The 25,063-nt window shown below is 60.5% G+C and carries 15 protein-coding genes, 3 tRNA genes and 1 riboswitch; of the genes, 3 read left to right on the top strand and 15 right to left on the bottom strand.

Features of this window, described 5'->3' with window-relative positions; genetic code table 11:
- Window positions 1–261: 261 nt before the first annotated feature.
- Window positions 262–774, top strand: coding sequence for a cell envelope protein SmpA (locus QMX86_RS12785; RefSeq protein WP_282384526.1), 513 nt, complete (start codon window positions 262–264; stop codon window positions 772–774).
- Between the two features lie 19 nt (window positions 775–793).
- Here QMX86_RS12785 and QMX86_RS12780 read toward each other — a convergent pair.
- The 7 genes from QMX86_RS12780 to ltaE all read right to left on the bottom strand — a co-directional run bounded on the left by QMX86_RS12780 (window position 794) and on the right by ltaE (window position 6,754).
- A tRNA-Arg gene (locus QMX86_RS12780) sits at window positions 794–870 on the bottom strand.
- Window positions 871–942: 72 nt separating this feature from the next.
- Window positions 943–1,019 (bottom strand) — tRNA-Arg (locus QMX86_RS12775).
- Between the two features lie 107 nt (window positions 1,020–1,126).
- A tRNA-Ser gene (locus tag QMX86_RS12770) sits at window positions 1,127–1,217 on the bottom strand.
- A 62-nt stretch (window positions 1,218–1,279) separates the two neighbouring features.
- The gene (csrA, locus tag QMX86_RS12765; protein ID WP_002554426.1) at window positions 1,280–1,468 is read right to left on the bottom strand and encodes a carbon storage regulator CsrA; all 189 of its coding nucleotides are present in this window, start codon (window positions 1,466–1,468) and stop codon (window positions 1,280–1,282) included.
- Between the two features lie 187 nt (window positions 1,469–1,655).
- Window positions 1,656–2,897 carry an aspartate kinase gene (locus QMX86_RS12760; protein ID WP_016773595.1) on the bottom strand — a complete coding sequence of 414 codons (1,242 nt, stop codon included), beginning with the start codon at window positions 2,895–2,897 and terminating at the stop codon, window positions 1,656–1,658.
- 90 nt (window positions 2,898–2,987) lie between these two features.
- Window positions 2,988–5,603 carry an alanine--tRNA ligase gene (alaS, locus tag QMX86_RS12755; protein ID WP_282384527.1) on the bottom strand — a complete coding sequence of 872 codons (2,616 nt, stop codon included), beginning with the start codon at window positions 5,601–5,603 and terminating at the stop codon, window positions 2,988–2,990.
- 146 nt (window positions 5,604–5,749) lie between these two features.
- Window positions 5,750–6,754 carry a low-specificity L-threonine aldolase gene (gene ltaE, locus QMX86_RS12750; protein ID WP_206421708.1) on the bottom strand — a complete coding sequence of 335 codons (1,005 nt, stop codon included), beginning with the start codon at window positions 6,752–6,754 and terminating at the stop codon, window positions 5,750–5,752.
- Window positions 6,755–7,029: 275 nt separating this feature from the next.
- Window positions 7,030–7,201, top strand: a riboswitch (FMN riboswitch).
- 103 nt (window positions 7,202–7,304) lie between these two features.
- Between ltaE and QMX86_RS12745 the strand changes: the two genes are divergently transcribed.
- A complete protein-coding gene (locus QMX86_RS12745; RefSeq protein ID WP_016773593.1) occupies window positions 7,305–7,814 on the top strand; it encodes a 6,7-dimethyl-8-ribityllumazine synthase in 510 nt (169 codons plus the stop codon).
- Window positions 7,815–7,948: 134 nt separating this feature from the next.
- Here the strand turns inward: QMX86_RS12745 and astE are convergent, their stop codons facing one another.
- The 7 genes from astE to QMX86_RS12710 form a co-directional block, all read right to left on the bottom strand.
- On the bottom strand, window positions 7,949–8,956 hold the full coding sequence (astE, locus tag QMX86_RS12740; protein WP_122612067.1) for a succinylglutamate desuccinylase: 1,008 nt from the start codon (window positions 8,954–8,956) through the stop codon (window positions 7,949–7,951).
- 12 nt (window positions 8,957–8,968) lie between these two features.
- Complete coding sequence (locus QMX86_RS12735; protein ID WP_016773591.1) at window positions 8,969–9,259, bottom strand: hypothetical protein; 291 nt, start codon at window positions 9,257–9,259, stop codon at window positions 8,969–8,971.
- A gap of 57 nt (window positions 9,260–9,316) precedes the next feature.
- Window positions 9,317–10,663 (bottom strand): N-succinylarginine dihydrolase, encoded by a 1,347-nt coding sequence (gene astB, locus QMX86_RS12730; protein WP_282384528.1) that lies wholly within the window; start codon window positions 10,661–10,663, stop codon window positions 9,317–9,319.
- Between the two features lie 138 nt (window positions 10,664–10,801).
- Window positions 10,802–12,271, bottom strand: a complete 1,470-nt coding sequence (gene astD, locus QMX86_RS12725; RefSeq protein ID WP_282386275.1) for a succinylglutamate-semialdehyde dehydrogenase — start codon at window positions 12,269–12,271, stop codon at window positions 10,802–10,804.
- Window positions 12,268–13,293, bottom strand: a complete 1,026-nt coding sequence (gene astA, locus QMX86_RS12720; RefSeq protein WP_024014014.1) for an arginine N-succinyltransferase — start codon at window positions 13,291–13,293, stop codon at window positions 12,268–12,270. The genes astD and astA overlap by 4 nt, the downstream gene beginning before the upstream one ends.
- Before the next feature lie 51 nt (window positions 13,294–13,344).
- Window positions 13,345–14,364, bottom strand: a complete 1,020-nt coding sequence (gene aruF, locus QMX86_RS12715; protein WP_024014015.1) for an arginine/ornithine succinyltransferase subunit alpha — start codon at window positions 14,362–14,364, stop codon at window positions 13,345–13,347.
- A gap of 246 nt (window positions 14,365–14,610) precedes the next feature.
- Window positions 14,611–15,831 carry an aspartate aminotransferase family protein gene (locus QMX86_RS12710; RefSeq protein ID WP_122602132.1) on the bottom strand — a complete coding sequence of 407 codons (1,221 nt, stop codon included), beginning with the start codon at window positions 15,829–15,831 and terminating at the stop codon, window positions 14,611–14,613.
- Between the two features lie 304 nt (window positions 15,832–16,135).
- Here QMX86_RS12710 and QMX86_RS12705 point away from each other — a divergent pair, with 304 nt between their 5' ends.
- A complete protein-coding gene (locus tag QMX86_RS12705) occupies window positions 16,136–23,899 on the top strand; it encodes a DUF6543 domain-containing protein (RefSeq protein WP_282386270.1) in 7,764 nt (2,587 codons plus the stop codon).
- Between the two features lie 14 nt (window positions 23,900–23,913).
- On the opposite strand, the gene argR is transcribed toward QMX86_RS12705, so the two are convergent.
- On the bottom strand, window positions 23,914–24,894 hold the full coding sequence (gene argR / locus QMX86_RS12700) for a transcriptional regulator ArgR (protein ID WP_024014018.1): 981 nt from the start codon (window positions 24,892–24,894) through the stop codon (window positions 23,914–23,916).
- Between the last annotated feature and the right edge of the window lie 169 nt (window positions 24,895–25,063).

Here is a 25,063-nt window from a genome sequence, read left to right as displayed (position 1 = left end):
TGGTGAAACGGTTTACTGAACAACTACTGGGTAAGTCCATGGAGGTTTTCCATAAGCCCCGGCGGGGCTGACGGGCGCAATGATACACGCCTGACGGTTTAAAACGTTGAAAAAATCACGGCTGAAACAAGCGCTTGCGAAACAAACCTGAGCACCTGCCTGACCCGTGCAAATGCGACGACTCATCTTGAAAAGAAAACACACCGGCAATGCAAAAAGCAGCGACTACCCTTGAGCTTAGATCGTCATGGAGGACATCGAATGCCAGCAAAACCAGCGCTTCTTCTACTGACCGCCCTGCTCCACACCACGCCTGCCAACGCCACCACACTTCATCGTTGCCAGGCCGCTGACGGCAGCGTCACCTTCACATCGATGAGCTGCGCAACAGGCGAGCAACTCTCAATTCAGGAGGTTCACCCCTACTCACCTGGCTGGGTCGCAATCATGCCGGAGTTCAATCACGAAGCAGTGACCGGCATGAAAGACAGCGGACGCGAACCGGGCATCGTCGGTGGCACCGAACACAAATGTGGAAACCTGATCGATAACAGACAGCGGCGCGAAGCAATCATCAACCGGCGGGTGATTGCCGGCATGAGCCAGCGGGACGTCGAAAGCGCACTAGGCAAACCCGACAAGATCAACACGCGCACGTCGACGACGAGCTATCGTTACGACCTCAAGCGAGGCCGCAGTGCTCAAATTGATTTTGATGAAAGAGGCTGTGTGAAGGGAAAAGCCAAATCCCGGACAGCAAAAAGCCCGCGTTAAACGCGGGCTTCTTGGTATATGGTGCACTCGACAGGATTCGAACCTGTGACCGCTCGGTTCGTAGCCGAGTACTCTATCCAGCTGAGCTACGAGTGCATTTTGTGTTTTTAAACCAGACCACAACTGGCTGAAGCCGAGTTACTCACCTTACAGCAAATAACTCTTAAATGGTGCACTCGACAGGATTCGAACCTGTGACCGCTCGGTTCGTAGCCGAGTACTCTATCCAGCTGAGCTACGAGTGCATTTGTTGCCGCGCATTATAGGCCGTCTAATCTCTATGTCAAACACTTTTTCTAGTAATTTCAACAACTTACAGAAGAAGCCAGATTACGACGTACTAAGCAAATAATGGCGGAGAACGGGGGATTCGAACCCCCGACACCCTTTTGAGGTGTACTCCCTTAGCAGGGGAGCGCCTTCGGCCACTCGGCCAGCTCTCCGCAACACGGGGCGTATATTAACCAGCTTCTTCCCCGTTTGCAAACATAAAAATCGATAAAAATTAATGGCTTGGTTCTTCGTCCTTCTCTTTCTTTATACGCAGGTAAATTTCCTCACGGTGCACCGCAACCTCTTTCGGAGCGTTGACGCCGATACGCACCTGGTTTCCTTTGACGCCGAGCACGGTCACGGTGATTTCGCCGTCACCGATAATCAGGCTTTCCGCGCACCGACGAGTCAGAATCAGCATACCTTTCTCCTTACGCCATTCATTTCAGGGACAACAGTCTGCAAAAAAAAGGCACCCGACCTACAACCGCAGCGATCGTAGCCCTACATGCCTGAGTATTGACCAGCGCGAGCAAAAGAACAGTTCCGGGGCTCGCGCCATTCAAAAATAAAGGGCGCGGTCAGACCGCGCCCTTCACAGAAGCGGATTACTCGCCCTGACGGGCCGGAGCATCCAGTTCGAAAGCCGTGTGCAGCGCGCGCACAGCCAGTTCCAGGTATTTCTCTTCGATCACTACGGACACCTTGATTTCCGAAGTCGAGATCATCTGGATGTTGATGCTTTCTTTCGCCAGGGATTCGAACATGCGGCTGGCCACGCCTGCGTGGGAACGCATGCCGACGCCGACGATCGAGACCTTGGCGATCTTGGTGTCGCCGACCACTTCACGGGCACCGATCTCGCGAGCGGTGTTTTCCAGCACAGTCTGTGCGGCCTGGTAGTCGTTGCGGTGCACGGTGAAGGTGAAGTCGGTAGTGTTATCGTGCGCGACGTTCTGCACGATCATGTCGACTTCGATGTTCGCGGCACTGATCGGGCCGAGAATCTTGAACGCCACGCCCGGGGTGTCTGGCACGCCACGGATGGTCAGCTTGGCTTCATCGCGGTTGAAAGCGATGCCGGAAATGATCGGCTGTTCCATGGTTTCCTCTTCATCAATAGTAATGAGGGTGCCCGGACCCTCCTTGAAGCTGTGCAGTACGCGCAGCGGAACGTTGTACTTGCCGGCGAATTCCACCGCACGGATCTGCAGCACCTTGGAACCGAGGCTGGCCATTTCCAGCATCTCTTCGAAGGTGATCTTGTCCAGACGCTGAGCGACCGGCACCACACGCGGGTCGGTGGTGTAGACACCGTCGACGTCGGTGTAGATCTGGCATTCATCCGCCTTCAAGGCCGCCGCCAGTGCCACGCCGGTGGTATCGGAACCGCCGCGACCGAGGGTGGTGATGTTGCCGTGCTCATCGACACCCTGGAAACCGGCGACAACCACCACACGGCCAGCCTTCAGATCACCGCGGATCTTCTGGTCATCAATCTGCAAGATACGCGCTTTATTGTGCGCACTGTCAGTCAGGATCCGCACCTGATTACCGGTGTACGACACCGCCGGCACACCGCGCTTGATCAGCGCCATGGCCAACAGGGCAATCGTCACCTGCTCACCGGTGGACACGATCACGTCCAGCTCGCGCGGAACCGGTTGTGCCTCGCCACTGATTTGCTTGGCCAGATCGATCAGACGGTTGGTTTCGCCGCTCATTGCAGACAGCACAACCACCAGGTCATCGCCGGCATCGCGGAATTTCTTAACCTTGTCGGCGACCTGCTCGATTCTCTCGACAGTGCCGACCGAGGTGCCTCCAAATTTCTGTACGATCAAAGCCATTTCAAAGCCGCCTCTGCCCATGAAGGGCGCCCAATAATCTTTCGAACAGTCGCCGGGCCCGCCACTAGACTGCGGGGCCGGCGAGCCGTCTTATAAAGCCTGCTCGACGAATGGAACGGTCAGCGCCAGCGCGCCATCCAGCGCAGCGGCATCGACTCCGCCGCCCTGCGCCATGTCCGGACGACCACCGCCCTTCCCGCCCACTGCCGCAGCAGCCTGTTTCATCAAATCACCGGCTTTGAGTTGGCCAGTCAGGTCCTTGGTTACGCCTGCAACCAGTACGACCTTTTCCTCATGGACACCGCCGAGCAGGATCACTGCGCGGCCGAGTTTGTTTTTCAGCTGATCGACCAGCGCCAGCAGCGCTTTGCCATCCTGACCGTCCAGACGGGCGGCCAAAACCTTCACATCCTTGACGTCCACCGCCGAGGCCGACAGATCGTCGCCCGCCGCGCTGGCTGCCTTGGCCTGCAACTGCTCGAGTTGTTTCTCCAGCAGACGGTTGCGCTCCAGTACCGCCGAGAGCTTGTCGATCAGGTTGTCGCGGCTGCCCTTGACCAGGCTGGCCGCTTCCTTGAGTTGTTCTTCCGCCGCGTTCAAGTAGGCCAGCGCCGCAGCACCGGTGACTGCCTCGATACGACGCACGCCCGATGCCACACCGCCTTCGCTGATGATTTTCAGCAGGCCGATGTCGCCGGTACGGTTGGCGTGGATACCGCCGCACAGTTCAACCGAGAAGTCGCCCATGCTCAGCACGCGCACGCTGTCGCCGTACTTCTCGCCGAACAGCGCCATGGCGCCTTTGTTCTTCGCGGTTTCGATGTCGGTTTCTTCGGTTTCAACGGCGGAGTTCTTGCGAATCTCGCCGTTGACGATGTCTTCCAGCTGCTTGATCTGTTCTGGCTTGATCGCTTCGAAGTGGCTGAAGTCGAAACGCAGGCGCTGACTGTCGACCAACGAACCTTTCTGCTGCACATGCTCACCGAGCACCTGACGCAGCGCGGCGTGCAGCAAGTGCGTAGCCGAGTGGTTCAGCGCGGTGGCGTGACGCACTTCGGCGTCGACGTGGGTTTCCACCGGTGCGCCAATGGTCAGACTGCCCGTGGCCAGCACGCCGTGGTGCAGGAATGCGCCGCCGGTCTTGGTGGTATCGCGCACGTCGAAGCGGCTGCTGCCGGCCTGAATGAAACCGCAGTCGCCGATCTGGCCACCGGATTCGGCGTAGAACGGCGTCTGGTTGAGCACGATCACGCCTTCCTGACCTTCGCTCAGCACGTCGACCGACTGGCCATCCTTATAGATGGCAACGATTTTCGCCGAGCCGCTGGTGGCGGCGTAACCGGTGAACTCGGTGGCCACGTCGACCTTGACCAGGGTGTTGTAGTCCAGACCGAACGAGCTGGCCGAACGCGCGCGCACACGCTGCGCTTCCATCTCGCGCTCGAAGCCGGCTTCGTCGACGGTCAGGCCGCGTTCGCGGGCGATGTCGGCGGTCAGGTCCATCGGGAAACCGTAGGTGTCGTAGAGTTTGAACACCACGTCGCCTGGCACCACGGTGCCTTTGAGCTCGGCCAGATCCTGCTCGAGGATTTTCAGGCCGTGCTCCAGGGTCTTGGAGAACTGCTCTTCTTCAGCCTTGAGCACGCGCTCGATGTTGGTTTGCTGCTTCTGCAGTTCCGGGAAGGCTTCGCCCATCTCGGCAACCAGCGCCGCGACGATCTTGTAGAAGAAGCTGCCGCTGGCGCCGAGCTTGTTGCCGTGACGGCAGGCGCGACGGATGATCCGGCGCAGCACGTAACCGCGACCTTCGTTGGACGGCAGCACGCCGTCGGCGATCAGGAAACCGCAGGAACGAATGTGGTCGGAGACGACTTTGAGCGACGACTGATCGCCGTTTTCGCAGCCGATCGCTTCAGCCGAAGCCTTGAGCAGGTTCTTGAACAGGTCGATGTCGTAGTTGGAGTTGACGTGCTGCATCACCGCACTGATCCGCTCCAGGCCCATGCCGGTGTCCACCGACGGCGCAGGCAACGGATGCAACACGCCATCGGCGGTGCGGTTGAACTGCATGAACACGTTGTTCCAGATTTCGATGTAGCGATCGCCATCTTCTTCCGGCGAGCCCGGTGGGCCGCCCCAGATGTGCTCGCCGTGGTCGTAGAAAATCTCGGTGCACGGGCCGCACGGGCCGGTATCGCCCATGGTCCAGAAGTTGTCGGAGGCGTACGGCGCACCCTTGTTGTCGCCGATGCGGATCATGCGCTCGGCCGGCACGCCGATTTTCTGTGTCCAGATGTCATACGCTTCGTCGTCGGTGGCGTAGACAGTGACCCAGAGCTTTTCCTTCGGCAGCTTCAGCACGCCAGTCAGGAAGGTCCAGGCAAAGGTGATCGCGTCGTGCTTGAAGTAGTCGCCGAAGCTGAAGTTACCGAGCATTTCGAAGAACGTGTGGTGACGCGCGGTATAACCGACGTTTTCCAGGTCACTGTTCTTGCCGCCGGCGCGCACGCATTTCTGACTGCTGGTGGCACGGGTGTACGCACGTTTTTCCTGGCCCAGGAAGCAGTCCTTGAACTGGTTCATCCCCGCGTTGGTGAACAGCAGGGTTGGGTCGTTGCCCGGAATCAAAGAGCTGGAGGCTACACGGGTGTGGCCTTGCTCTTCGAAGAAGCGAAGGAAGGCTTCACGGATTTCTGCGCTTTTCATTAGGTTCTTCCACGGAGGCTGCGGCCAAAGGCCTGTTCGAAACGTCATGAGACGAAGCGACGGCAAAGGGCCGCATTATATCGGCCCTGCGCGCGGGGTACAGCGTGTTTATACGATAGAAACGGTCAATTGGACGGCTGACGCTGTCACTTGCGTGAAAACTCGACGAATGTCGCGATCACTTGTTCGATTTGCGCGCGGCTGACGTCCATGTGCGTGACCATGCGCAAGCGCGCAGCGGCGCTGAGCCTGATCCCGCGTTCGCCGGCAAAGTCCTTGAGTGCTGCGGCCTTGTCGCCCATTTGCACATAGACCATGTTGGTTTGCACGGGCTCGACGACGAAACCGGCCTCACGCAGACCCTCGGCGAGCAACTGCGCGTTCGCATGGTCATCCGCCAGCCGTTCGACGTGATGATCCAGCGCGTACAAGCCAGCCGCCGCGAGCAACCCGGCCTGACGCATGCCGCCACCGACCATTTTGCGCAAACGCCGCGCCTTGCCGATCAACTGTTCGGAGCCGCACAGCACCGAGCCGACCGGCGCGCCGAGGCCTTTGGACAGGCACACCGACACCGAATCGAAATGCTGGGTGATCTCACGGGCATCGACGCCGAGCTTGACCGCCGCGTTGTACAACCGCGCCCCGTCGAGGTGCAATTGCAGGCCATGCTCCTGCGTAAAGCGTCGGGCGCGCGCCAGATATTCCAGCGGCAGCACTTTACCCTGCATGGTGTTTTCCAGCGCCAGCAAACGCGTGCGGGCGAAATGGAAATCGTCCGGTTTGATCGCGGCGGCGACCTGATCCAGATCCAGCGAACCGTCGGCCTGCACCTCCAGCGGCTGCGGCTGAATCGAGCCGAGCACCGCCGCCCCGCCACCTTCGTACTTATAGGTGTGCGCCTGTTGACCGACGATGTACTCATCGCCACGCTCGCAGTGCGCCATCAGGCCGAGCAGGTTGCTCATGGTCCCGGTCGGCACGAATAGCGCGGCGGCAAAGCCCAGGCGTTTGGCCAGTTCGGCCTCGAGGTGATTGACCGTCGGATCTTCGCCATACACATCGTCACCGGTATCGGCTGCGGTCATCGCATCGAGCATGGCGGGAGTCGGTTGGGTGACGGTGTCGCTGCGAAGATCGATAACGCTCATGAACCTGGCCTCTGGTCAGATGGGGAAAGCCCTTTGTGAAGTGGGATTACTGCGGTCATGGCGCGGATTAATCAAGCCTTGAAGAAGGAAAAATTACCGTCCTCAGGAAAAAGCACAATCCATGTGGGAGCGAGCCTGCTCGCGAAAGAGCAGTAACAGGCAGCATATTCGTTGAATGTGAAGCCGCTTTCGCGAGCAAGCTCGCTCCCACAGGTTCTGTGCAGGACCGAAAAATATGTGTTACAAACTGCGCGCTGCCCGAGATTGGGCGGCACAAACGTTCTCAGGGCGGGGTGCAATTCCCCACCGGCGGTAATTGCGCGCAATGCGCATAGCCCGCGAGCGCTTGGCGTTGCACACGGCTTGAGTCGGGTGCGTCGGCAAGGTCAGCAGACCCGGTGTGATCCCGGGGCCGACGGTCATAGTCCGGATGAAGAGAGAACGGGATCGACGCCAAAGGGCCGTCCGCGTGCATCCGTGCCTGCGTTCGCACCCTTGCATCCCTTTCGATTCATAACGCCCTGTTTTTCACACAAACAGGAGTCAGAACATGCAACCCACCGCTATCGACAGCAAAAGCAAACACCCACAGGGCGAGCGCGTCGCGTTCATCCAGGCCTGCTGGCACAAGGAAATCGTCGACCAGAGCCGTAAAGGCTTCGTCGCTGAAATGCTGGTGCAGGGTTATCAGGAATCGGACATCGATTTCTTTGAAGTCGGCGGCGCCTTTGAAATGCCGCTGCACGCCAAGCTGCTGGCCAAGTCCGGCCGTTACGCCGGCATCGTCGCCGCCGCCCTGGTGGTGGACGGCGGCATTTACCGCCACGAGTTCGTTGCGCAATCGGTGGTCAGCGGCCTGATGCAGGTGCAGCTGGAAACCGAAGTGCCGGTGTTCTCGGTGTCGCTGACCCCGCATCACTTCCATTCGGGCGAAGAGCATCAGAAGTTCTTCTTCGAGCACTTTGTGCACAAGGGTCAGGAAGCAGCGCGGACTTGCGCCGATACTTTGCAGAAGATTCGCGCGTTGCGTCGAACCGAGCCGCGTGCTGTAGCGGTCTGATCCTTACATGATCGTTCCCACGCTCTGCGTGGGAATGCCTCAATGGACGCTCTGCGTCCGCTGTTGGGACGCGGAGCGTCCCGGGCTGCATTCCTTTGCTGCGCGTGGGAACGATCACACGGGATGTGGTGAACTCAGGCGAGGTTTTCGTCTGTGGCCGGGACGATCAGGATGCCGGCGCGCAGGCCGTTCTTGACCTTGGGGTTGGGGAAGATGATCCGCGCGCCCTGCTCTTCGATCACCCAGCGGGTATTGGCCAGATCCTCGGCCAGCACATAACCCGGTTCCAGCTCGGAAAAGTTCTCGATGTCCGCTGGCAGATTCAGGCGGAACGCATCGCTGTGCTTGATGATTTCCCGCGCCACGCTGAACAGCTGCAAGCCGTCCAGCCCTTCTTCTGTCTCCGGCTCGGTGCCTTCGATGATCTGCTTCAGACGGGTTTCCAGCAGTGAAACGTTAACGCCGTCGTTCTGCCCGAACGGCCGCGCCTTGCCCAGTTCCAGGGTGAAAGCCTCGGCGTCGAGTTTGTCGTAGGTGTACGAACTGAAGACGATCGACGGTTTGTTCTGCAACAGCACTGCTTCCATGCCGGCGGCGCGCAGGCGCGCCAATTCGCGACGGGAATGCTGGCGCCCTTCCTTCCACGGGTACAAGGCGAACTGTTCGATCTTCGACCCACGAATCGCCGTGTGCAGGTCGTAGTGCAGACGCTCGCGCTCGGGTTTGCTGAAGAAACTCGCCGCCAGCCGTTCCAGCTCACAGGCGCGCAACGCTTCCGAGCCGCTGCTTTGTTCGTGGCGACCGTTGAACAGTCGATTGACGTCCTGCTCGACGAAACGCTCACCCTTGCGGATGGCTTCCGGGTTGCCGAACAGGAACAGAATGCGTGCGCGCGGCTTCAGATCGCCGCGCGCGATGTCGTGCAGCAGCCGATCGAGCAACTCGATCGGAGCCGTTTCGTTGCCATGGATGCCTGCCGACAGCAGCAGGTCCAGGCCATTGTCGCGCGCTTCCGGGGGCCGGACTTCCAGCGCCCCTTCGCTCAACCAGCGCATGCGCACGCCTTCGACAGTCAGTTGAGTCTTCTCCGCCGGTTCGCGGCCGGCGAGGGTCAGTTCAAGCAGTTTGCCGAGGGCGAGCATAGAGCGGTTTCCTTAGTGGTCGTGGTTGCAATCCGGGCCGTGTACGTGATCCTCGTCAGCGCCGAGGTCAGCCGGTTCCATTTCCAGTTGCAGACTTACCAGATTAGTCGCCAATGGGCGCAGCAGCAGGTTGGCGTACTCTTCGTCACCTTCCTCGACGTCCACGCCGATCAGCAGTTGGCCACGGCCGTCCTGCTGGATCCACAGCTCTTTGCCTTGCCACATGACCGCAACGCGGGTGCACGAGGTTTGCAATTGCGTGCCGTCGGTGTCTTCAAGGATCAGCTGCAGGGAATCGCTCATGTTTTTACTCTCTTGGGGTGACACGCCGCGCGCCACGTTCAGGCAGCGCGCTGGCGATCAATTGATCTGGAAGGGATAAACCGCGCCCAGTTTAAGGATTTGCGTCAGTTCATCCAGTGCCGTCCGGCATTCAAGCAGCAACTGCGGGTCCGCCAGGTCGGTTTCGCTCAGGCGGTCGCGGTAGTGCTTTTCAACCCATGCGGTCAACGAACCGTACAACGGGGCCGTCATGATAACCCCTGGGTTGACCGCCGCCAGTTCGGTTTCATTCAGCGCCACGCGCAGACGCAGGCACGCCGGGCCACCGCCGTTCTGCATGCTTTGCTTGAGATCGAAGACCTTCACTTCGCGGATCAGCCCGCCGGAACTGGTCAGGCTTTGCAGATAAGCCCAGACGCGTTCGTTGGCCTGGCATTCCTGCGGCACGATCAACAGCATCGAACCGTCAGGACGCGAGAGCAATTGGCTGTTGAACAGGTAGGAACGCACCGCGTCATCCACGGTGACCGCCGAACGCGGCACGCAAACGGACTGGAAGTTACCGCCGACCTTGGCCAGTTTGCCTTGCAGTTCGGCGAGCATCTTGTCGGTCTCGAGGAACGCGTCCTCGTGATAGAACAGCACTTCACCATTGCCCACGGCGATCACGTCGTTGTGGAACACGCCCTGATCGATAACGTTGGGGTTCTGCTGCGCGTAGACCACGCCTTCGTCACGCAGACCGTGCAGACGCGCGACGGCTTGCGAGGCTTCGAGGGTCTGGCGTGCAGGGTATTTCTGCGGCGCCGGGAAACGGTTGTCGAACGCACTGCGGCCGAACACGAAAAACTCGACGCCCGCTTCGCCGTACTCACGGCAGAAACGCGTGTGGTTGGCCGCGCCTTCGTCGCCAAACTGCGCCACTGCCGGCAAAGCGACGTGATGGGCGAAGTGCTGTTGATTGGCGAACATCGCGCCGAGCACGCGGCTGGTGGTCGGGTGTTCGATGCTGCGGTGATATTTGCAATTGAGGTTGGCGGCGGTGAAGTGCACGCGGCCGTCAGCGGTGTCGGCACTTGGGCTGACCGTGGCGGCGTTGGCCACCCACATGCTCGACGCCGAGCAACTGGCGACCAGCAGCGGCATCGCTTCTTTGGCGGCGCGCTCGATCACCTGCGCGTCAGTGCCGCTGAAGCCCAGACGGCGCAGCGCCGCCACATCAGGACGTTCCTGCGGAGCCAGCACGCCTTGCTGAAAGCCCATGTCCATCAGCGCTTTCATTTTGGCCAGACCTTGCAGCGCCGCTTCCTTCGGATTCGAGGATTGCTGACTGTTGCTCTGCGAGGCGACGTTGCCGTAGGACAGACCACCGTAGTTATGGGTCGGCCCCACTAGACCGTCAAAATTGACTTCATAGGATTTCATCAGCGAGGCTCCACGAGAATCTGTTGTTATAGGCTTCAGTAACTATTCTTTAAGACCGAGGTGCGGCCTTCGCGAGCAGGCTCGCTCCCACACTGGAATGCATTTCCCTGTGGGAGCGAGCCTGCTCGCGAATGGGCGCTACGCCATTTTCACGCCGGGTGTCAGGGCAGCAGGCAGCACCAGGCTCGGGGTTTCCAGCGACGCCACCGGGTACGCGCAGTAGTCCGCTGCGTAATAGGCGCTGGCGCGGTGGTTGCCCGAGGCGCCGACGCCGCCGAAAGGCGCGCTGCTCGCGGCGCCGGTCAGCTGTTTGTTCCAGTTGACGATGCCGGCGCGGCTTTCCAGCCAGAACTGCTGGTAACGCGCTTCGGAATCGGAGAGCAAACCGGCGGCCAGTCCATAAGCGGTGTTGTTGGCTTCACTAATCGCGGCGCCGAAATCGGCATAGCGGATCACTTGCAGCAACGGCCCGAACAGTTCTTCGTCCGGACGCTCGGCCACGGCCGTCACATCGACGATGCCCGGAGTCAGCAAGGCCGATTGCGCCTGTGGCTGAGTCATTTCCAGCAACGCCACCGCGCCGTTGGCCAGCAGTTGTTCCTGCGCATCCATCAGCGCTTTCGCCGCGCCGAGGGAAATCACCGAGCCCATGAACGGTGCCGGTTGCTGATCGAAGGCACCGACTTCAATGGTCGAACTGACTTCAACCAGTCGCTTGAGCAGGCTGTCGCCCCACGCACCTTGCGGCACCAGCAGACGCCGGGCGCAGGTGCAGCGCTGGCCGGCGGAAATGAACGCCGACTGAATGATGGTGTACACCGCCGCGTCCAGATCAGCGACCTGATCGACCACCAGCGGGTTGTTGCCGCCCATCTCCAGCGCCAGAATCTTGTCCGGACGCCCGGCGAATTGCTGGTGCAGGTGATTGCCGGTGCGGCTCGAACCGGTGAAGAACAGACCGTCGATACCCGGGTTCGCCGCCAGCGCGATACCGGTTTCCCGCGCGCCTTGCAGCAGGTTCAACACGCCTGCCGGCAGACCGGCTTCGATCCAGCACTTGACCGTCAGCTCGGCGACTTTCGGCGTCAGTTCGCTGGGCTTGAACAGCACGCTGTTACCGGCCAGCAGCGCGGGGACGATATGACCGTTAGGCAGGTGACCGGGGAAGTTGTAAGGACCAAACACCGCAACCACGCCGTGGGGCTTGTGGCGCAATACGGCGGTGGCGTCGCCCAATGGGCCACTCTTCTCGCCGGTGCGCTCGCGGTAGCTCTGCACCGAAATCGCGATCTTGTTGATCATGCTGGTGACTTCGGTCGCAGCTTCCCATAGCGGTTTGCCGGTTTCTTCGCCGATGGTGCGAGCCAGTTCGTCAGCGTGGTTTTTCAACGCAGCAGCAAAAGCTTCGAGGACGCTGATGCGCTCCTCGAGGGTGCGACGTGCCCACTGAGGAAATGCCTGGCGAGCAGCCTGAACCGCCGATTCGACCTGCGCGGCAGTGGCGCCCTCGCCCGCCCACAGCACTTGTTGGGTCACCGGGTTCAGTGATTGAAAGGCCTCGCCCTGACCGGCCAGCCACTCACCTGCGATGTATAGCGAATTCATTATTTCGACTCCCGTGCAGCGGACAGCGCCACGGCGCGAACCTGATCGCCGGCGCTGAGTTGAAGACGTTTCGCGGTCTGCGGATCGACCACCAGGGTGCCCGCAGCCAGTCGCGCTGGCGCAGCCGTGATGCGGCAATCCTCGCGCTTGCGGTTGTGGATGATGAACGGCGTGGCGTCATCGCCCGGCGTGCCGACGGCCAGCACCAGCGCTTCGCTGTCACGCACCGCTCGGATCTTGCTGGTTTCGCATTCGATGGCCGGGCCGGCGTCGAAGATGTCGACGTAACCCTGATAGCTGAAACCTTCGCTCTTGAGCATGGCCAGTGCCGGCTCGGTATCCGGGTGCACCTGGCCGATGACGTTGCGCGCGTCCGGCGAAAGGAAGCAGGTGTACAGCGGGAATTTCGGCATCAGTTCGGCGATGAACGCCTTGTTGCCGACGCCGGTCAGGTAATCGGCCTGGCTGAATTCCATCTTGAAGAAATGGCGGCCGAGGCTTTCCCAGAACGGCGAGCGCCCGGCGTCATCGGACACGCCACGCATTTCGGCGATGATCTTGTTACCGAACAGCTCCGGGAACTCAGCGATGAACAGCATGCGCGCCTTGGACAGCATCCGGCCGTTGAGGCCGTTGCGGTAATCGGCGTGCAGGAACAGCGAGCACAGCTCGGAATTGCCGGTCAGGTCGTTGGCCAGAAACAGCGTCGGGATTTCGCGGTAGATGTTCAGCTCTTGCGAAGCGCTGACCGTCAGACCGACGCGGAAGTTGTACCAGGGCTCACGCAGGCCGACCGCACCGGCGATGGCGGAAATCCCCACCACGCGGCCGTCATCGTCTTCGAGCACGAACAGATAGTCGGCATCGCCACGCCCGGCTTCGCCGCGAAAGGTCTTCTCGGCCCAGCCGACCCGGTGGGTCAGGCGCTCTTCGTTGGCCGGCAAGGTAGTCAGGCCGGTGCCGGTGCTGCGGGCCAGGTCGATCAGCGCGGATAAATCGCTGCTGCGTACGGGACGAACAATCATGCTATCTCCTCAAACGGGCCGCTCGCGCCACCCGTGAAACTCGCTAAGGCGTTAAACCGCCACCAGGCGCACGCTGGCACCTTCACCGACGCCCAGGGCTTCGGCTGCTTCCATATCCAGCGTCACCGGTTTGCCCGGCGCGTAATCCAGCTCCAGCAACACCGCGCGGTAATCCTGCAACTGTGCGTTGGCCACCAGGTACTGACGCCCGGCGCCTTTGACCGGTTCGCCGATCTTCACCGGCACCACGCGGCTCTGGGCGATCGAACGGATCCCGGAAACCCGCGCATGCAGGGTCGGGCCGCCGTCGAAGATGTCGATGTAGTGATCAGTCTCGAAGCCTTCGCGCATCAGGATGTCGAAAGTGATCTGCGCACGTGGGTGCACCTGGCCCATCGCCTCTTGGGCTGAGTCCGGAAGAAGCGGCACGTAGATCGGGTAATGCGGCATCAGCTCGGCGAGGAAGGTGCGGCTTTTCAGCCCGCACAGGCGCTCGGCCTCGGCGTAGTTGAGGTCGAAGAAGTTACGCCCGATCGCATCCCAGAACGGCGAGTCGCCATTCTCGTCGCTGTAACCGACGATCTCGGTCACCACCGAGTCGGCAAAACGCTCCGGGTGGCTGGCGACGAACAGCAGACGGCCACGGGAATTGAGCTCGGCCCACGGCGATCCGACCAGCTCGCGCTGCACATAGAAACTGGTCAGCAGGCTGTTGCCGGTCAGGTCGTGGCACTGCGAGAGCACGTGGATCTTGTTGTGGATCTTCAGCTCGCGGGAGGCGTGGACGAAAGTCTCGTTGCGGAAGCTGTAGAACGGCTCCGAATAACCGGCGGAAGCGACAATGGCCGAGCAGCCGACCAGTTTGCCGGTGCTCGAGTCTTCGAGGACAAAGAAGTAACTCTCTTCACCGTTGAAGCTCACTTCGGCGGCAAACGAAGCTTCGCTCGCGGCAATCTTGTCGCTCAGACGTTCCACGTCATCCGGCAAGGAAGTGACACCAATCGGGCTGTCCGCAGCCAGACGCTGTACCTCGCCCAGATCAGCCATTTGCGCGGGGCGCATCACCAGCATGGTGTCACTCCTTTCTCTTCAATATTCACAGAAAAAACCGGGCCCACATAAAGATCGATGCAGGAATGGGACTTGTGGCGAGGGGATTTATCCCCGCTGGGGGGCGAAGCACCCCCAAAAATCCAGGGCCGCTGCGCAGCCCATCGGGGATAAATCCCCTCACCACAGGTTCAATCCAACAGGCGAATGTGCCCGGTATCAAAAATTGGTTCGGCGCCGGAAAAACTCCAGGCGCCGAAAGGTCCATCAGGCTTGCGTCAACTTCGCTGCGGCACGTTCGAAGCGGTCGAGACCGGCGTCGATATCGGCGTCTTCCACCACCAGGCTCGGGGCGAAACGGATCACGTCCGGACCTGCCTGGAGAATCATCAGGCCTTCCTGTTCGGCGGCGTTGAAGATGTCCTTGGCCTTGCCTTTCCAGGCGTCGCTCAGCACGCAACCGATCAGCAAACCGAGACCACGCACCTGAGTGAACAGGCCGTATTTCTCGCCGATCTGTTGCAGGCGAGTCTTGAACTTGTCGTGCTTGGCGTTCACGCCGTTCAACACTTCAGGAGTGTTGACCACGTCGATCACCGCTTCGGCGACGGCGCAGGCCAGCGGGTTGCCGCCGTAGGTGGTGCCGTGGGTGCCGACGACCAGATGTTTGGCCAGCGCTTCGGTGGTCATCATCGCCGCGATCGGGAAACCGCCGCCCAGGCTCTTGGCGCTGGTGAGGATGTCCGGGGTCACGCCGTAATGCTGGTAGGCGAACAGCTTGCCGCTGCGGCCCATGCCGGTCTGCACTTCGTCGAACACCAGCAGCGCGTTGTTCGCGTCGCACAGTTCGCGGGCACCTTGCAGATAAGCCAGCTCGGCCGGCAGTACGCCGCCCTCGCCCTGGATCGGCTCGAGCACGACCGCGCAGGTCTTCTCGGACACCGCGGCTTTCAGCGCCGCCAGATCGTTGTAGGGAACGTGGGTGATGCCAGTGATTTTCGGACCGAAACCGTCGGAGTACTTCGACTGGCCACCGACGTTGACGGTGAACAGGGTACGGCCGTGGAAGCTATTCAGCGCGGCGATGATTTCGTATTTCTCGGTGCCGAAACGGTCGAATGCGACGCGACGGGCCAGCTTGAATGCGGCCTCGTTGGCTTCGGCGCCGGAGTTGCAGAAGAACACGCGCTCGGCAAACGTGGCGTCGATCAGCTTGTGCGCCAGACGCAGGGCCGGTTCGTTGGTGAACACGTTGGACACGTGCCACAGCTTGTTCGCCTGTTCGGTCAACGCACCGACCAGCGCCGGATGCGCGTGGCCCAATACGTTAACGGCAATCCCGCCGGCGAAGTCGATCAGCTCGCGGCCGGCCTGATCCCAGACCCGGGAACCGGCGCCACGCACCGGAATGAAAGCGGCAGGCGCGTAGTTGGGAACCATTACCTGGTCGAAATCGGCGCGTTGTACCGCAGCGTGCTCAACGGACATCGGAGTCTCCTGAAGAGGAACACCCGCCTGGAACTGGCGAGCGATGAGGGGATTGTAAGGACAGTTGGGTGCCCGGCCTTGTCGCCAAGCGACAACTTCTTATAGCGCAAACCCCGGATTTTCCCGGGTTTACGGCAATGCGACATATAGCGTCGCAAAGGCGCAGTTTACCGGGCGCGGCCGATTTGCGGCAGGCCGCGCAGGATACCAAGTCAGCCCCCACGGCAGAGACATAAATATCTACCGCACGGGGGGCGCTTGCTGCTGATTTGCTGAGGGTTCTTCCCAACGCCAAGGAATGGCCATGCATTTGTCTGAAGCACCCCCATCAGCAAGCCCGGATGACGCAACTGACGCGCACCATGCGGACGAGCATTATCAACCACTGAAAAACGCGATTCCGGCCTGGTTGGGCGACACCTCAGCCACTCGGCGAGAAGCACTGAAAAGCAGCCTCCCGCAACAGCCGGCCGCGCTCAAGAACGCGCCAGCCGAACAGCACGCGCTGATGAAAAGCCTTGGGGCGGCGCATATCAGCGCCCAGAGCCGGGTCGATAAAAGCCTGGAACACTTGCAGGACGCTGCGGCTTTCGCCGAGCCCCTGCTCAAGGCCGAGCTGAAACGCTGCTTCGATCTGGAGCTGGATGTCAGAAACACCTACGTGCGCCTGTACATTCCCGCCACCACCCCGTGGTTTCCGATCCGCACCGGCGCCCGCGCCTGGTCCGTGTCACTGCTCGAGGCTGCACTGCATAACTTCGAAGACAGGGAAACCGAAGACAACGCCTTCGAAGCCGAGTCGACATTCACCAGCGCCCCCTCGGCCACAGGACAGTTTGAAACCCTGCCCGAGATCAAGGCGAAACTGAGCATTTCCGCTTTCACAAAACTGTGCCGTCGACTGGATATCGGCGCGAAATACAAAGCCAGTCTGGAAGACAATCTGGGCTATTCCGATCCGATGGTCGCGTCGGTCTTGCGCGGCAAAATCGACGCCAGCCAGAAGGCCGCGATGAAGTCTGCCCTGCAATGGGCGCGGATGAACCGCGATGTCTCGGAAAACGCGTTACGCACGATCGAGGCCATGCTCGACGGCGTGAAAGGCCTGCATGTGCATGGCGCGCCGCTGCTGTGTCATGACATGACGATGCTTTGCGCACCGCTGACCGGCATCGTGGTATTCGCCCCGGACCTGTACATGACGCGCAATGCCGCGCGCGTCGTCGCCTACGTCCCGGATGACCCCGAACATCCGTTCAAGGAGTACGCCTCGCCGTTGGAAATGGTTGTGGAACTGACGCGCCAGTTGCGCTCCAGGGACTATCAGCAATTCTTCAGCCGCTTCGTCAACCACGACCAGCGCGGTTTCTTCTTCAGCACTCTCAACAGCCGGCTGAGTGAAATCCGCTGGCATCCACACGAACCCGGCGACCCGCTGCCGGCGTGGCGCGAAGCCCCGGTGGAGCGGCCCGATCTGCAGACTGCGCTGACGCCGTTTTACGACGATGTCTGGCAACACCTGTACCAGGCAAAGCTGAACAAGATTTTCAATGACGCCCGAACCATTGCCGTACCGACTGCCCTGGTTGATCAAAGGGCGCGCTGGGCATTCTGGGATTCGCTGGTCAACATCCTCTCTTCCATCGCCCAGACCGCCGCGATGATCGTCGCGCCCTTCGTGCCGGTGCTCGGTGAAGCGATGATGGCGTACATGGCCTATCAGATGCTCGATGAAGTATTCGAAGGCATTGTCGAGTGGGCGCAGGGACGCACGACCGAAGCGGTCGAACACCTGATGGGCACCGTGGAATCGATGATCCAGCTGGGCATGTTCGCCGTCGGCGGTGCGATTGGCGCGGCCGAGTTTCGCAAGGTATTGCCCAAGGAAATCGTAGCGTTCATCGACCGCTTCAAACCGGTACAACTGGCCAATGGTGACACCCGCTATTGGCAACCGGATCTCGAACGCTACAAACATCCGCAGCGCCCGACTGCCGATTCGCAACCCGATGCGCTGGGTCTGCATACCCATGAAGACAAGCGCCTGCTGCCCCTGGAGGACGCGCACTTTGCAGTCACGGAAAGTCAGGTGCCAGGGCAGTACCGCATCGAACATCCGAGTCGCCCCGACGCATACCAGCCGGTGCTGCGCCACAACGGCGAAGGTGCCTGGCACACTGAACTCGAGCAACCGCTGGAGTGGGATGGCGCAACCGCGCTGCGCCGTATCGGCCCTGCGGTCGAGAGCTTGTCCGCGAGCGAGCGCGAAACCGTCCTGCAGATCAGCGGAACCAGCGAAGACGCGCTGCGCAAAATGCATGTCGAGCAGGAAAAGGTCCCGCCGCTGCTGGCCGACAGTATCCAGCGCTTCAAGCTTGATCAGCAGTTGCAACGCTTCATCGACCAGCTCGACAGCGATGACGCCGAAGTTTTTTTGCGCGCCGACCCGGCCATGCAACTGCAGGTGCTCAGCGAATACGGTCGCTGGCCAGGCGACAAATGCCTGCGTCTGCTTGATCGCCAAGGCCAGCAACTGTGGCAATCGTCTGCCGACACAACCCTGCCCGTGACCGAACTGCGCCAGGGCGAACTGATCGGTGGCGACGTGCTCAAAACCCTGCTCCAAACCCTCGACGAGACGCAGATCAAAGCCTTGCTGGACGAGCCCTTCGCAGGACCGACGCCGTCCATCGAGGTCCGCAGCCAGAACCTGCGCAAGCAAGTGGCTGACCTCGCCAGACGCAACACAAGCGCGCTGTTCGAGTCGCGCTATCAAACCCTTCAGCACCTCGACGACCCGCTGGCGGCACGACTCAAGACTCACCCTCCACAATTGCCGGCCAGCATTACCCGCGAACTGCTCGATACCGCGACCGGCAGCGAACTGCTGCAGATCAGCGAAGGACAGTTGCCCCCGCGCCAACAGACGCTCATGCAGATGGCCAGTGACGAGGTGCGCGTTGCCCGCGCATATGAGGGCCTTGAGCTGGCCTCGGTGAGCAACCCCGACTCTGACTCTCTGGCGCTGCACAGCCTCAAATTGTTGCCGGGCTGGAGTGGTGATGTGCGCATCGAGATCCGTGACGGGCGCTACGAGGGCACATTACTGGACACCATCGGCCGTGACGATGCCCCTGCACACAAGGTGCTGGTTCGCCGCGACGATGGCCAATATCAACCTTATGACGATCGCGGGCAGCAGCTGCACTCATTCACTGATTTCTATTCCAGCCTGTTGTACGCATTGCCCGACAGCGAGCGCCAGAGCCTGGACCTGCGCATTGGTCAGAGTCAGGCGCTGAAGGCGGCCATTCGTCAACGTACGCTCGAGCGCCACGAGTGGCGTCAGGTGATTGCCGATACGCCGTCCCGAGCGCCGACTGTCGACACCCTGCGCCTGCTCGGTACCGACGGTTACGCCCATGCTCCGCGTCCGCCGCGTCCCGCTTACCAGCCGCACACCCTCGAAGAAGACATCCGCGTGCTCTATCCACGCATGTCCAATCATGAGATGCGCTTTCTCGCCGAAAGCATGCGCAGGAGTCCAGCAGGCCCGCGCGCAGAGATGCTTCGCTTGCAAAATGACTACTTGCAATTGCAGAACGAGCTGCATGTCTGGGCCAACAATCCGCCCGCCTTGCATCCCGAAACCGGCACGGCGCTGACGCCGCTGGAGAAGCGCGCCGAACTCCAGAATCGCAGGCTGCTCAGGGAGCAATTGCTCAAAGCCTGGAGGCGGGAGCACGTCACGGGTATCAATCAACAGGGCTTCGCCGCCGGATACGCCTTGCGCCTTACACCGGCGGTCATGGGCGAATTGCCGGTGTTGTCAGCAGACTTCAGCCATATCACTTCGCTCGCCATTGATGGCAGCCCGATGACCACATCTGTCGACAGCTTTCTGCAGTCCTTCAGTCAGTTGCAGAATATTGATGCGCGCAACCTCAATCTGCCCAGCCTGCCGCAAGCACTGACTTCAATGCCCTCGCTGCGCGAACTGCGTTTACGCGATTGCCGAGTGAGCCTGACAACGGTCACAGAGTCGGTGCTGGCTTCCTTGCCACAACTTACCCTGCTCGATCTGCAAGGCAATGCGCTGGGCTTGCCGCCGGACCTGCACGCGATGCCTTCGTTGCGCTACGTCAATCTGTCCGACACCGGCATTCATACGGTGCCCGACGATCTGCTGGATCATCCGCGATTGATCTCGGCGCAATTCGATCGCAACCGCATTACGCGGATACCGGAAAAGTTCTTCAACCTGGCCAGCTCCCTCTGCGATGGTTACACCTTTGCAGACAACCCGTTGACCGCAGCCTCTCGGGAACGGGTCAAAGTGTTTTACGAGCACACCGGCAAGCACTTCGGGGTCCGGCCTGTGCAGGAGGATCTGCAGCGCACCATCGCCTTGTTCCCTTCCCTTGACACCGAAGGCGCGACACGGGTTTTGTACCGATTGCCCGGGCCATTGGCCGAGTGCGGTGCACAGTTGTCACGCTGGGAAAATGAGCTCGGCGTTCTGAATCTCGAACTCAGCCAATGGATCAACCAGGCCGCCGTGACTGCCTCCGAATCGGGAGAACGTCTGCCGCTCGAGACGCAGACCCGCGAACTGGATGCCAGGCGAGACTTTGCGCAACAGATCGAACAATTCTGGCGCAGCCCGCCCACGTACCCGCGCCTTGAAGAACTCAGGGCAACGGCGGCCTTCAGTGGCGATATGCCGATACTCAGCACCGGTCTGGAGCGCGTTACCCGGTTGAACCTCGTTGGCAACGCCAATGTCACCGCCGCCCTGCGCTTCGTGGAGTGCTTGCCCAACCTTGCCAAGCTGAAAATGAGCGGCTTCGAACTGGAACCGCTGGCGCTTGGCGAAGCAAAACTGCCTCGGCTGACCGATCTGGAGCTGAAGAATTGTGGCGTGGTCATGACCCCGGAAAACCAGGCTGCGCTGCTGTCACTCACCGCCCTGGATACGCTGGACCTGAGCAACAATCCGCTGGGAACGTTCCCCGACCTGAACCTGTTGCCGGAATTGTTCCATCTCGACCTGTCCAACTGCGGGTTGACCGTCGTTCCCGAAGGACTGAGCAGCCATCCGGGGTTACGAATCGCAGCCCTCTCGGGCAACCGCATCACGCAATTGCCGGAGGCGCTGTTCGACCTCCCCGCCGAGCGCAGCGACGGCATTGACCTTGCCGACAATCCGCTATCGGCAGCAACGCGCGATCAGATCAAAAACTACTTCCGCATCCATCGAAACGACTTTGACGTCCTGGCGCCTGAGCAGGATGTCAGCCTCGCCCGGCAGCTGTTTCCCGGTTTGAACAAGCAGGAGGCCAGCGAGATGATCTACGACTTGCCCGGCAATCTGGGCGACAGCCGCAAACAGCTCCTTGGCTGGAAAGCGGAGCAGCAACAGATGCGCGATGACCTGACCCGCTGGGCCTCGGCAATTCCGTCCGCGCACCCGGTCACAGGCCAGGCCTTGAGCGTAAGCGAGCATCTGGCGCAACGATCCGCACGCTCGGACTTCAAGCAATTGCTGGAGGATTTCTGGAGCGAAAGATCGATGGGAAGCGGCAAGCGCAGCGCATTGTTTGCGGCAGACCTGAAGTTCCTCGGCGAAATGCCGCGCCTGAGTGTCAACTTCGATCACGTGACCAGCCTCAAGCTCACCGGCAACGTGACGACCGCCGGACTGGAGCCGTTCGCTGCCTTGTTCCCGAATCTTCAGACGCTGAAATTAAAAGCCTTCACGCTCTATGACATCCCCTCATTCGTCGGCCGCCTGCAGTATCTCAAAGAGCTCAAACTGAATGACTGCGCGCTGACACTGACACCTGCCGGACAGCAAGTACTCGGCACTCTGTCCGAGTTGCGGCTGCTCGATCTGAGCCACAACCCACTGTCAAACGCGCCCGATCTGACAACCCTGCCCAGGGTAACCAACTTTTTACTTGGCCATACCGATCTGACCAGCGTGCCGAAGGGCATCGCCGAGCATCCGCTGCTGCGAGAGCTCTCGCTTGCCAATAACCAGATTACCGAGCTGCCGGACGCTATCTTCAGCCTGAAGCCCGATAAGGCCGACGGCATATATCTGAACGACAACCCTCTGTCGATAAATGCCCGCGAGCGCGTCAAGTTCTACTACGCGGCACACGGGCGCAACTTCCGCATCAAGCCGCCATCGGCTGACATTGCCATGGCGCAGAGACTGTTCCCACGCCTTGGGGAAAACGCTGCGATCAACATGATTTATCGCCTGCCCGGGACATTACAGACCGGCACGGCGCAACTGATCAGATGGGAGGGCGAAATCGCCCGCATGATTGGTGATCTCAACGCATGGAGTGAGCGTCTGCCAGTCAACAATCCATCGACAGAACGGCCATGGACTGCGCAGGAAAAAGCCGCAGAACTCGCCGAGAGACAAAAATTCAGCGAAAGCCTCGAACAACTGTGGCGCGGCAGGCGCACCGACAATTCAGCACTACGGTTCAACACCTTCAATGCCAATGCGGCATTTACCGGTGAGTTACCGCAATTGGCCACCGACTTCAGTCACATCACCCATCTCAATCTGCAGGGCAATCCGGCACTGAAGGTTTCCGACGGTTTTCTCACAAGCTTCAGCGGATTGCAGGGCCTGGAACTGCAGGATTTTTCCCTGGGCCAGATGCCTCAAGCGCTGCAAAGCCTGCCGTCGCTGGAAACGCTGATGCTGAGCAAGTGCCAGATCACACTGGATCCTGCCGGACAAGCGGTCTTGTCCACGCTGACCCGCTTGAAATCTCTGGACTTGTATAGCAATCCGCTGCAGGTCACGCCCGATGCGTCGGCACTGCAGAACCTGACGTTCATCGATCTGACCAGCACCGGAATCGATAGCGTTCCTGCCGGCCTGGAACAGCTGCCGCAGCTGGAAGTTGCGTTGCTGAGCGACAACAACATCATCGAAGTGCCGACGGAGCTGACGCGTTATTCCGGTCGCGGCGTTGAACTGGGCGCCAACCCGTTGTCGGTTGCTTCCAGAGAACGTGTCAAAGCCGCTTTCCAGGCCAAAGCCGACAATTTCGGTGTCTGGGTCCAACAGGACGACATCGATCTGGCGCAAAGCCTTTACCCGTCGCTGTCCGGCTTCGATGCCAACGATCTGGTCTACAAGCTGGCGGGTACGCTGGCCGATGGACGCCTTGAGCTGATGCGCCGCAAAACCGGCCTCACGAGCCTGCTCGAACGCCTGGATAGCTGGGCAAACGAGATCCCCAACGATCCTGACACGCAGATGCCACTGGCGAACGACGCGGCAGCCAGGGAGAAACTCAATCGCCAACATTTCAGGCGAGATCTGGAAACCGACCTGCGCCGGGCGCCCACGTACATCATGGACCCAAGAGTTACCTGCGACATTTCGTTCACCGGCGAGCTGCCGGCGCTGGCCGCAAGCTTCGACCATATCGAAGAGTTGCGACTGACAAGCGGAGCGTCCGCCCCGCCCAGGGTCGATCAATTGTTGGCGCTTTTTCCCAAACTCAAAAGCATCACCATCCGCAAATATCCGTTGCGCGAGGTTCCCCCCAGAATCTTCGGAATGGACAGATTGCACAGCCTGTATCTGCCTGGCTGTGAAATCACGCTGACTGCGCAGACCGCAGAAGCCTTCAGAACGCTGAGAAACCTGAGATCCGTGGACCTGAGCGACAATCCGCTCAACATTACTCCGGATCTGAGTCATTTCCCGCAGATGACCGATGTGCGTCTGGGCAATTGCGCCTTGAGCAAGGTGCCCGACGGTCTGTTCGAACTGCCTCGATTGAGGTACGCGGACTTGTCCGGGAACGCGATCACCGAGTTGCCGGGCGAGTTTTCTTTACAGCCCGGCGACGTGCTGACCGAATACGACTTCAGCGACAACCCGCTGACTGCCGAAAGTTTGCAGCGCCTGCAGCGGTATGAGGCGGCGTATCAATTGCGCCTGCTGGAGCAGCAGTCGAGCAACGACACCGCGTATCAGACGATTGAGGATTTCCATGACTTCTCCGGCGGCATCGAAACCGATTGAGGGTCGATCCGCGCTCAGCCACGCTCCGGCGGCACTGACGACAATTCGAAAGGGCTGCTGCTGCGTCGCTGGTTGCGATCTTCGCGCGGCGTGGCACCGAAGAAATTGCGATAGGCGCTGGAGAAATGCGGCCCCGAGGAGAAGCCACACGAGAGGCCGATCTGGATGATCGACTTGCTGGTCTGCATCAACATCTGCCGGGCCTTGTTCAGGCGCAATTCCAGGTAGTACTGGCTGGGCACGCGGTTGAGGTATTGCTTGAAGATCCGCTCCAGTTGCCGACGGGACACGCACACATGCTGGGCGATTTCGTCGGTGGTCAGCGGCTCTTCGATGTTGGCTTCCATCAGCAACACCGCCTGGGTGAGCTTCGGATGGCTGGAGCCGAGGCGATTCTGCAACGGAATGCGCTGACGCTCACCGCCCTCGCGGATGCGCTCGACCACCAGTTCTTCCGACACCGCACCGGCCAGTTCCGCACCGTGATCGCGGGCCAGCACCGCCAGCAACAGGTCGAGCACCGACATGCCACCGCAAGCAGTCAGGCGATCGCGGTCCCAGTCGAACAGATGGCTGGTGGCGATGACTTTCGGGAAGCGCTCAGCGAAATCGTCCTGCCAGCGCCAGTGCACGGCGGCGCGATAACCGTCGAGCAAACCGAGCTGCGCCAGCGGATAGACACCGGCCGACAGACCACCGATCACGCAACCGGCACGCACCAGTTGCTTGAGCGCACTGCTCAGCGCCGGCGCGAGCGTGGTCGGTGGCTCGTCGGCGAGCAGGAACAGTTTCTGGAAATTCTCGAGCTTGCCGGCCCAGGGTTCGCCGGGCAATTGCCAGGCCCCTTCGCTCTGCGGCTCGGCCTGCAAGAACGACAGTTCGTAAACCACGTCCGGGTGCACCCGCTGCGCAACACGCAAGGCCTCCTCCGCCAGCGCCAGCGTCAACGCTTTAGTGCTGGGCCAAATCAGGAAACCAATTCGATGGGCAGTCATGGGCGGGCAATCCGAAACGAACAACGGTGATGAAGGCATGGGCCAATGCTAGCCCGGAAATGAACACAAATCCTGAAACCGGTGAAGATCAGAATGTGGGAGCGAGCCTGCTCGCGAAGGCGGTGTACCAGTCATCATAACTGCTATCTGTTCTACCGCTTTCGCGAGC

The organism is Pseudomonas sp. PS01270 (genome assembly GCF_029959775.1).
Lineage (GTDB): Bacteria > Pseudomonadota > Gammaproteobacteria > Pseudomonadales > Pseudomonadaceae > Aquipseudomonas > Aquipseudomonas atacamensis.
The sequence above is the reverse complement of the archived record's forward strand: the minus strand, read 5'-3'. Positions and strand labels throughout refer to the sequence as shown.

What these genes read in the sequence shown, in the direction of transcription:
- QMX86_RS12785 (WP_282384526.1), top strand. Translation starts at nt 262, where the DNA reads ATGCCAGCAAAACCAGCGCTTCTTCTACTGACCGCCCTGCTCCACACC.
- csrA (WP_002554426.1), bottom strand. Translation starts at nt 1,468, where the DNA reads ATGCTGATTCTGACTCGTCGGTGCGCGGAAAGCCTGATTATCGGTGAC.
- QMX86_RS12760 (WP_016773595.1), bottom strand. Translation starts at nt 2,897, where the DNA reads ATGGCTTTGATCGTACAGAAATTTGGAGGCACCTCGGTCGGCACTGTC.
- alaS (WP_282384527.1), bottom strand. Translation starts at nt 5,603, where the DNA reads ATGAAAAGCGCAGAAATCCGTGAAGCCTTCCTTCGCTTCTTCGAAGAG.
- ltaE (WP_206421708.1), bottom strand. Translation starts at nt 6,754, where the DNA reads ATGAGCGTTATCGATCTTCGCAGCGACACCGTCACCCAACCGACTCCC.
- QMX86_RS12745 (WP_016773593.1), top strand. Translation starts at nt 7,305, where the DNA reads ATGCAACCCACCGCTATCGACAGCAAAAGCAAACACCCACAGGGCGAG.
- astE (WP_122612067.1), bottom strand. Translation starts at nt 8,956, where the DNA reads ATGCTCGCCCTCGGCAAACTGCTTGAACTGACCCTCGCCGGCCGCGAA.
- QMX86_RS12735 (WP_016773591.1), bottom strand. Translation starts at nt 9,259, where the DNA reads ATGAGCGATTCCCTGCAGCTGATCCTTGAAGACACCGACGGCACGCAA.
- astB (WP_282384528.1), bottom strand. Translation starts at nt 10,663, where the DNA reads ATGAAATCCTATGAAGTCAATTTTGACGGTCTAGTGGGGCCGACCCAT.
- astA (WP_024014014.1), bottom strand. Translation starts at nt 13,293, where the DNA reads ATGATTGTTCGTCCCGTACGCAGCAGCGATTTATCCGCGCTGATCGAC.
- aruF (WP_024014015.1), bottom strand. Translation starts at nt 14,364, where the DNA reads ATGCTGGTGATGCGCCCCGCGCAAATGGCTGATCTGGGCGAGGTACAG.
- QMX86_RS12710 (WP_122602132.1), bottom strand. Translation starts at nt 15,831, where the DNA reads ATGTCCGTTGAGCACGCTGCGGTACAACGCGCCGATTTCGACCAGGTA.
- QMX86_RS12705 (WP_282386270.1), top strand. Translation starts at nt 16,136, where the DNA reads ATGCATTTGTCTGAAGCACCCCCATCAGCAAGCCCGGATGACGCAACT.
- argR (WP_024014018.1), bottom strand. Translation starts at nt 24,894, where the DNA reads ATGACTGCCCATCGAATTGGTTTCCTGATTTGGCCCAGCACTAAAGCG.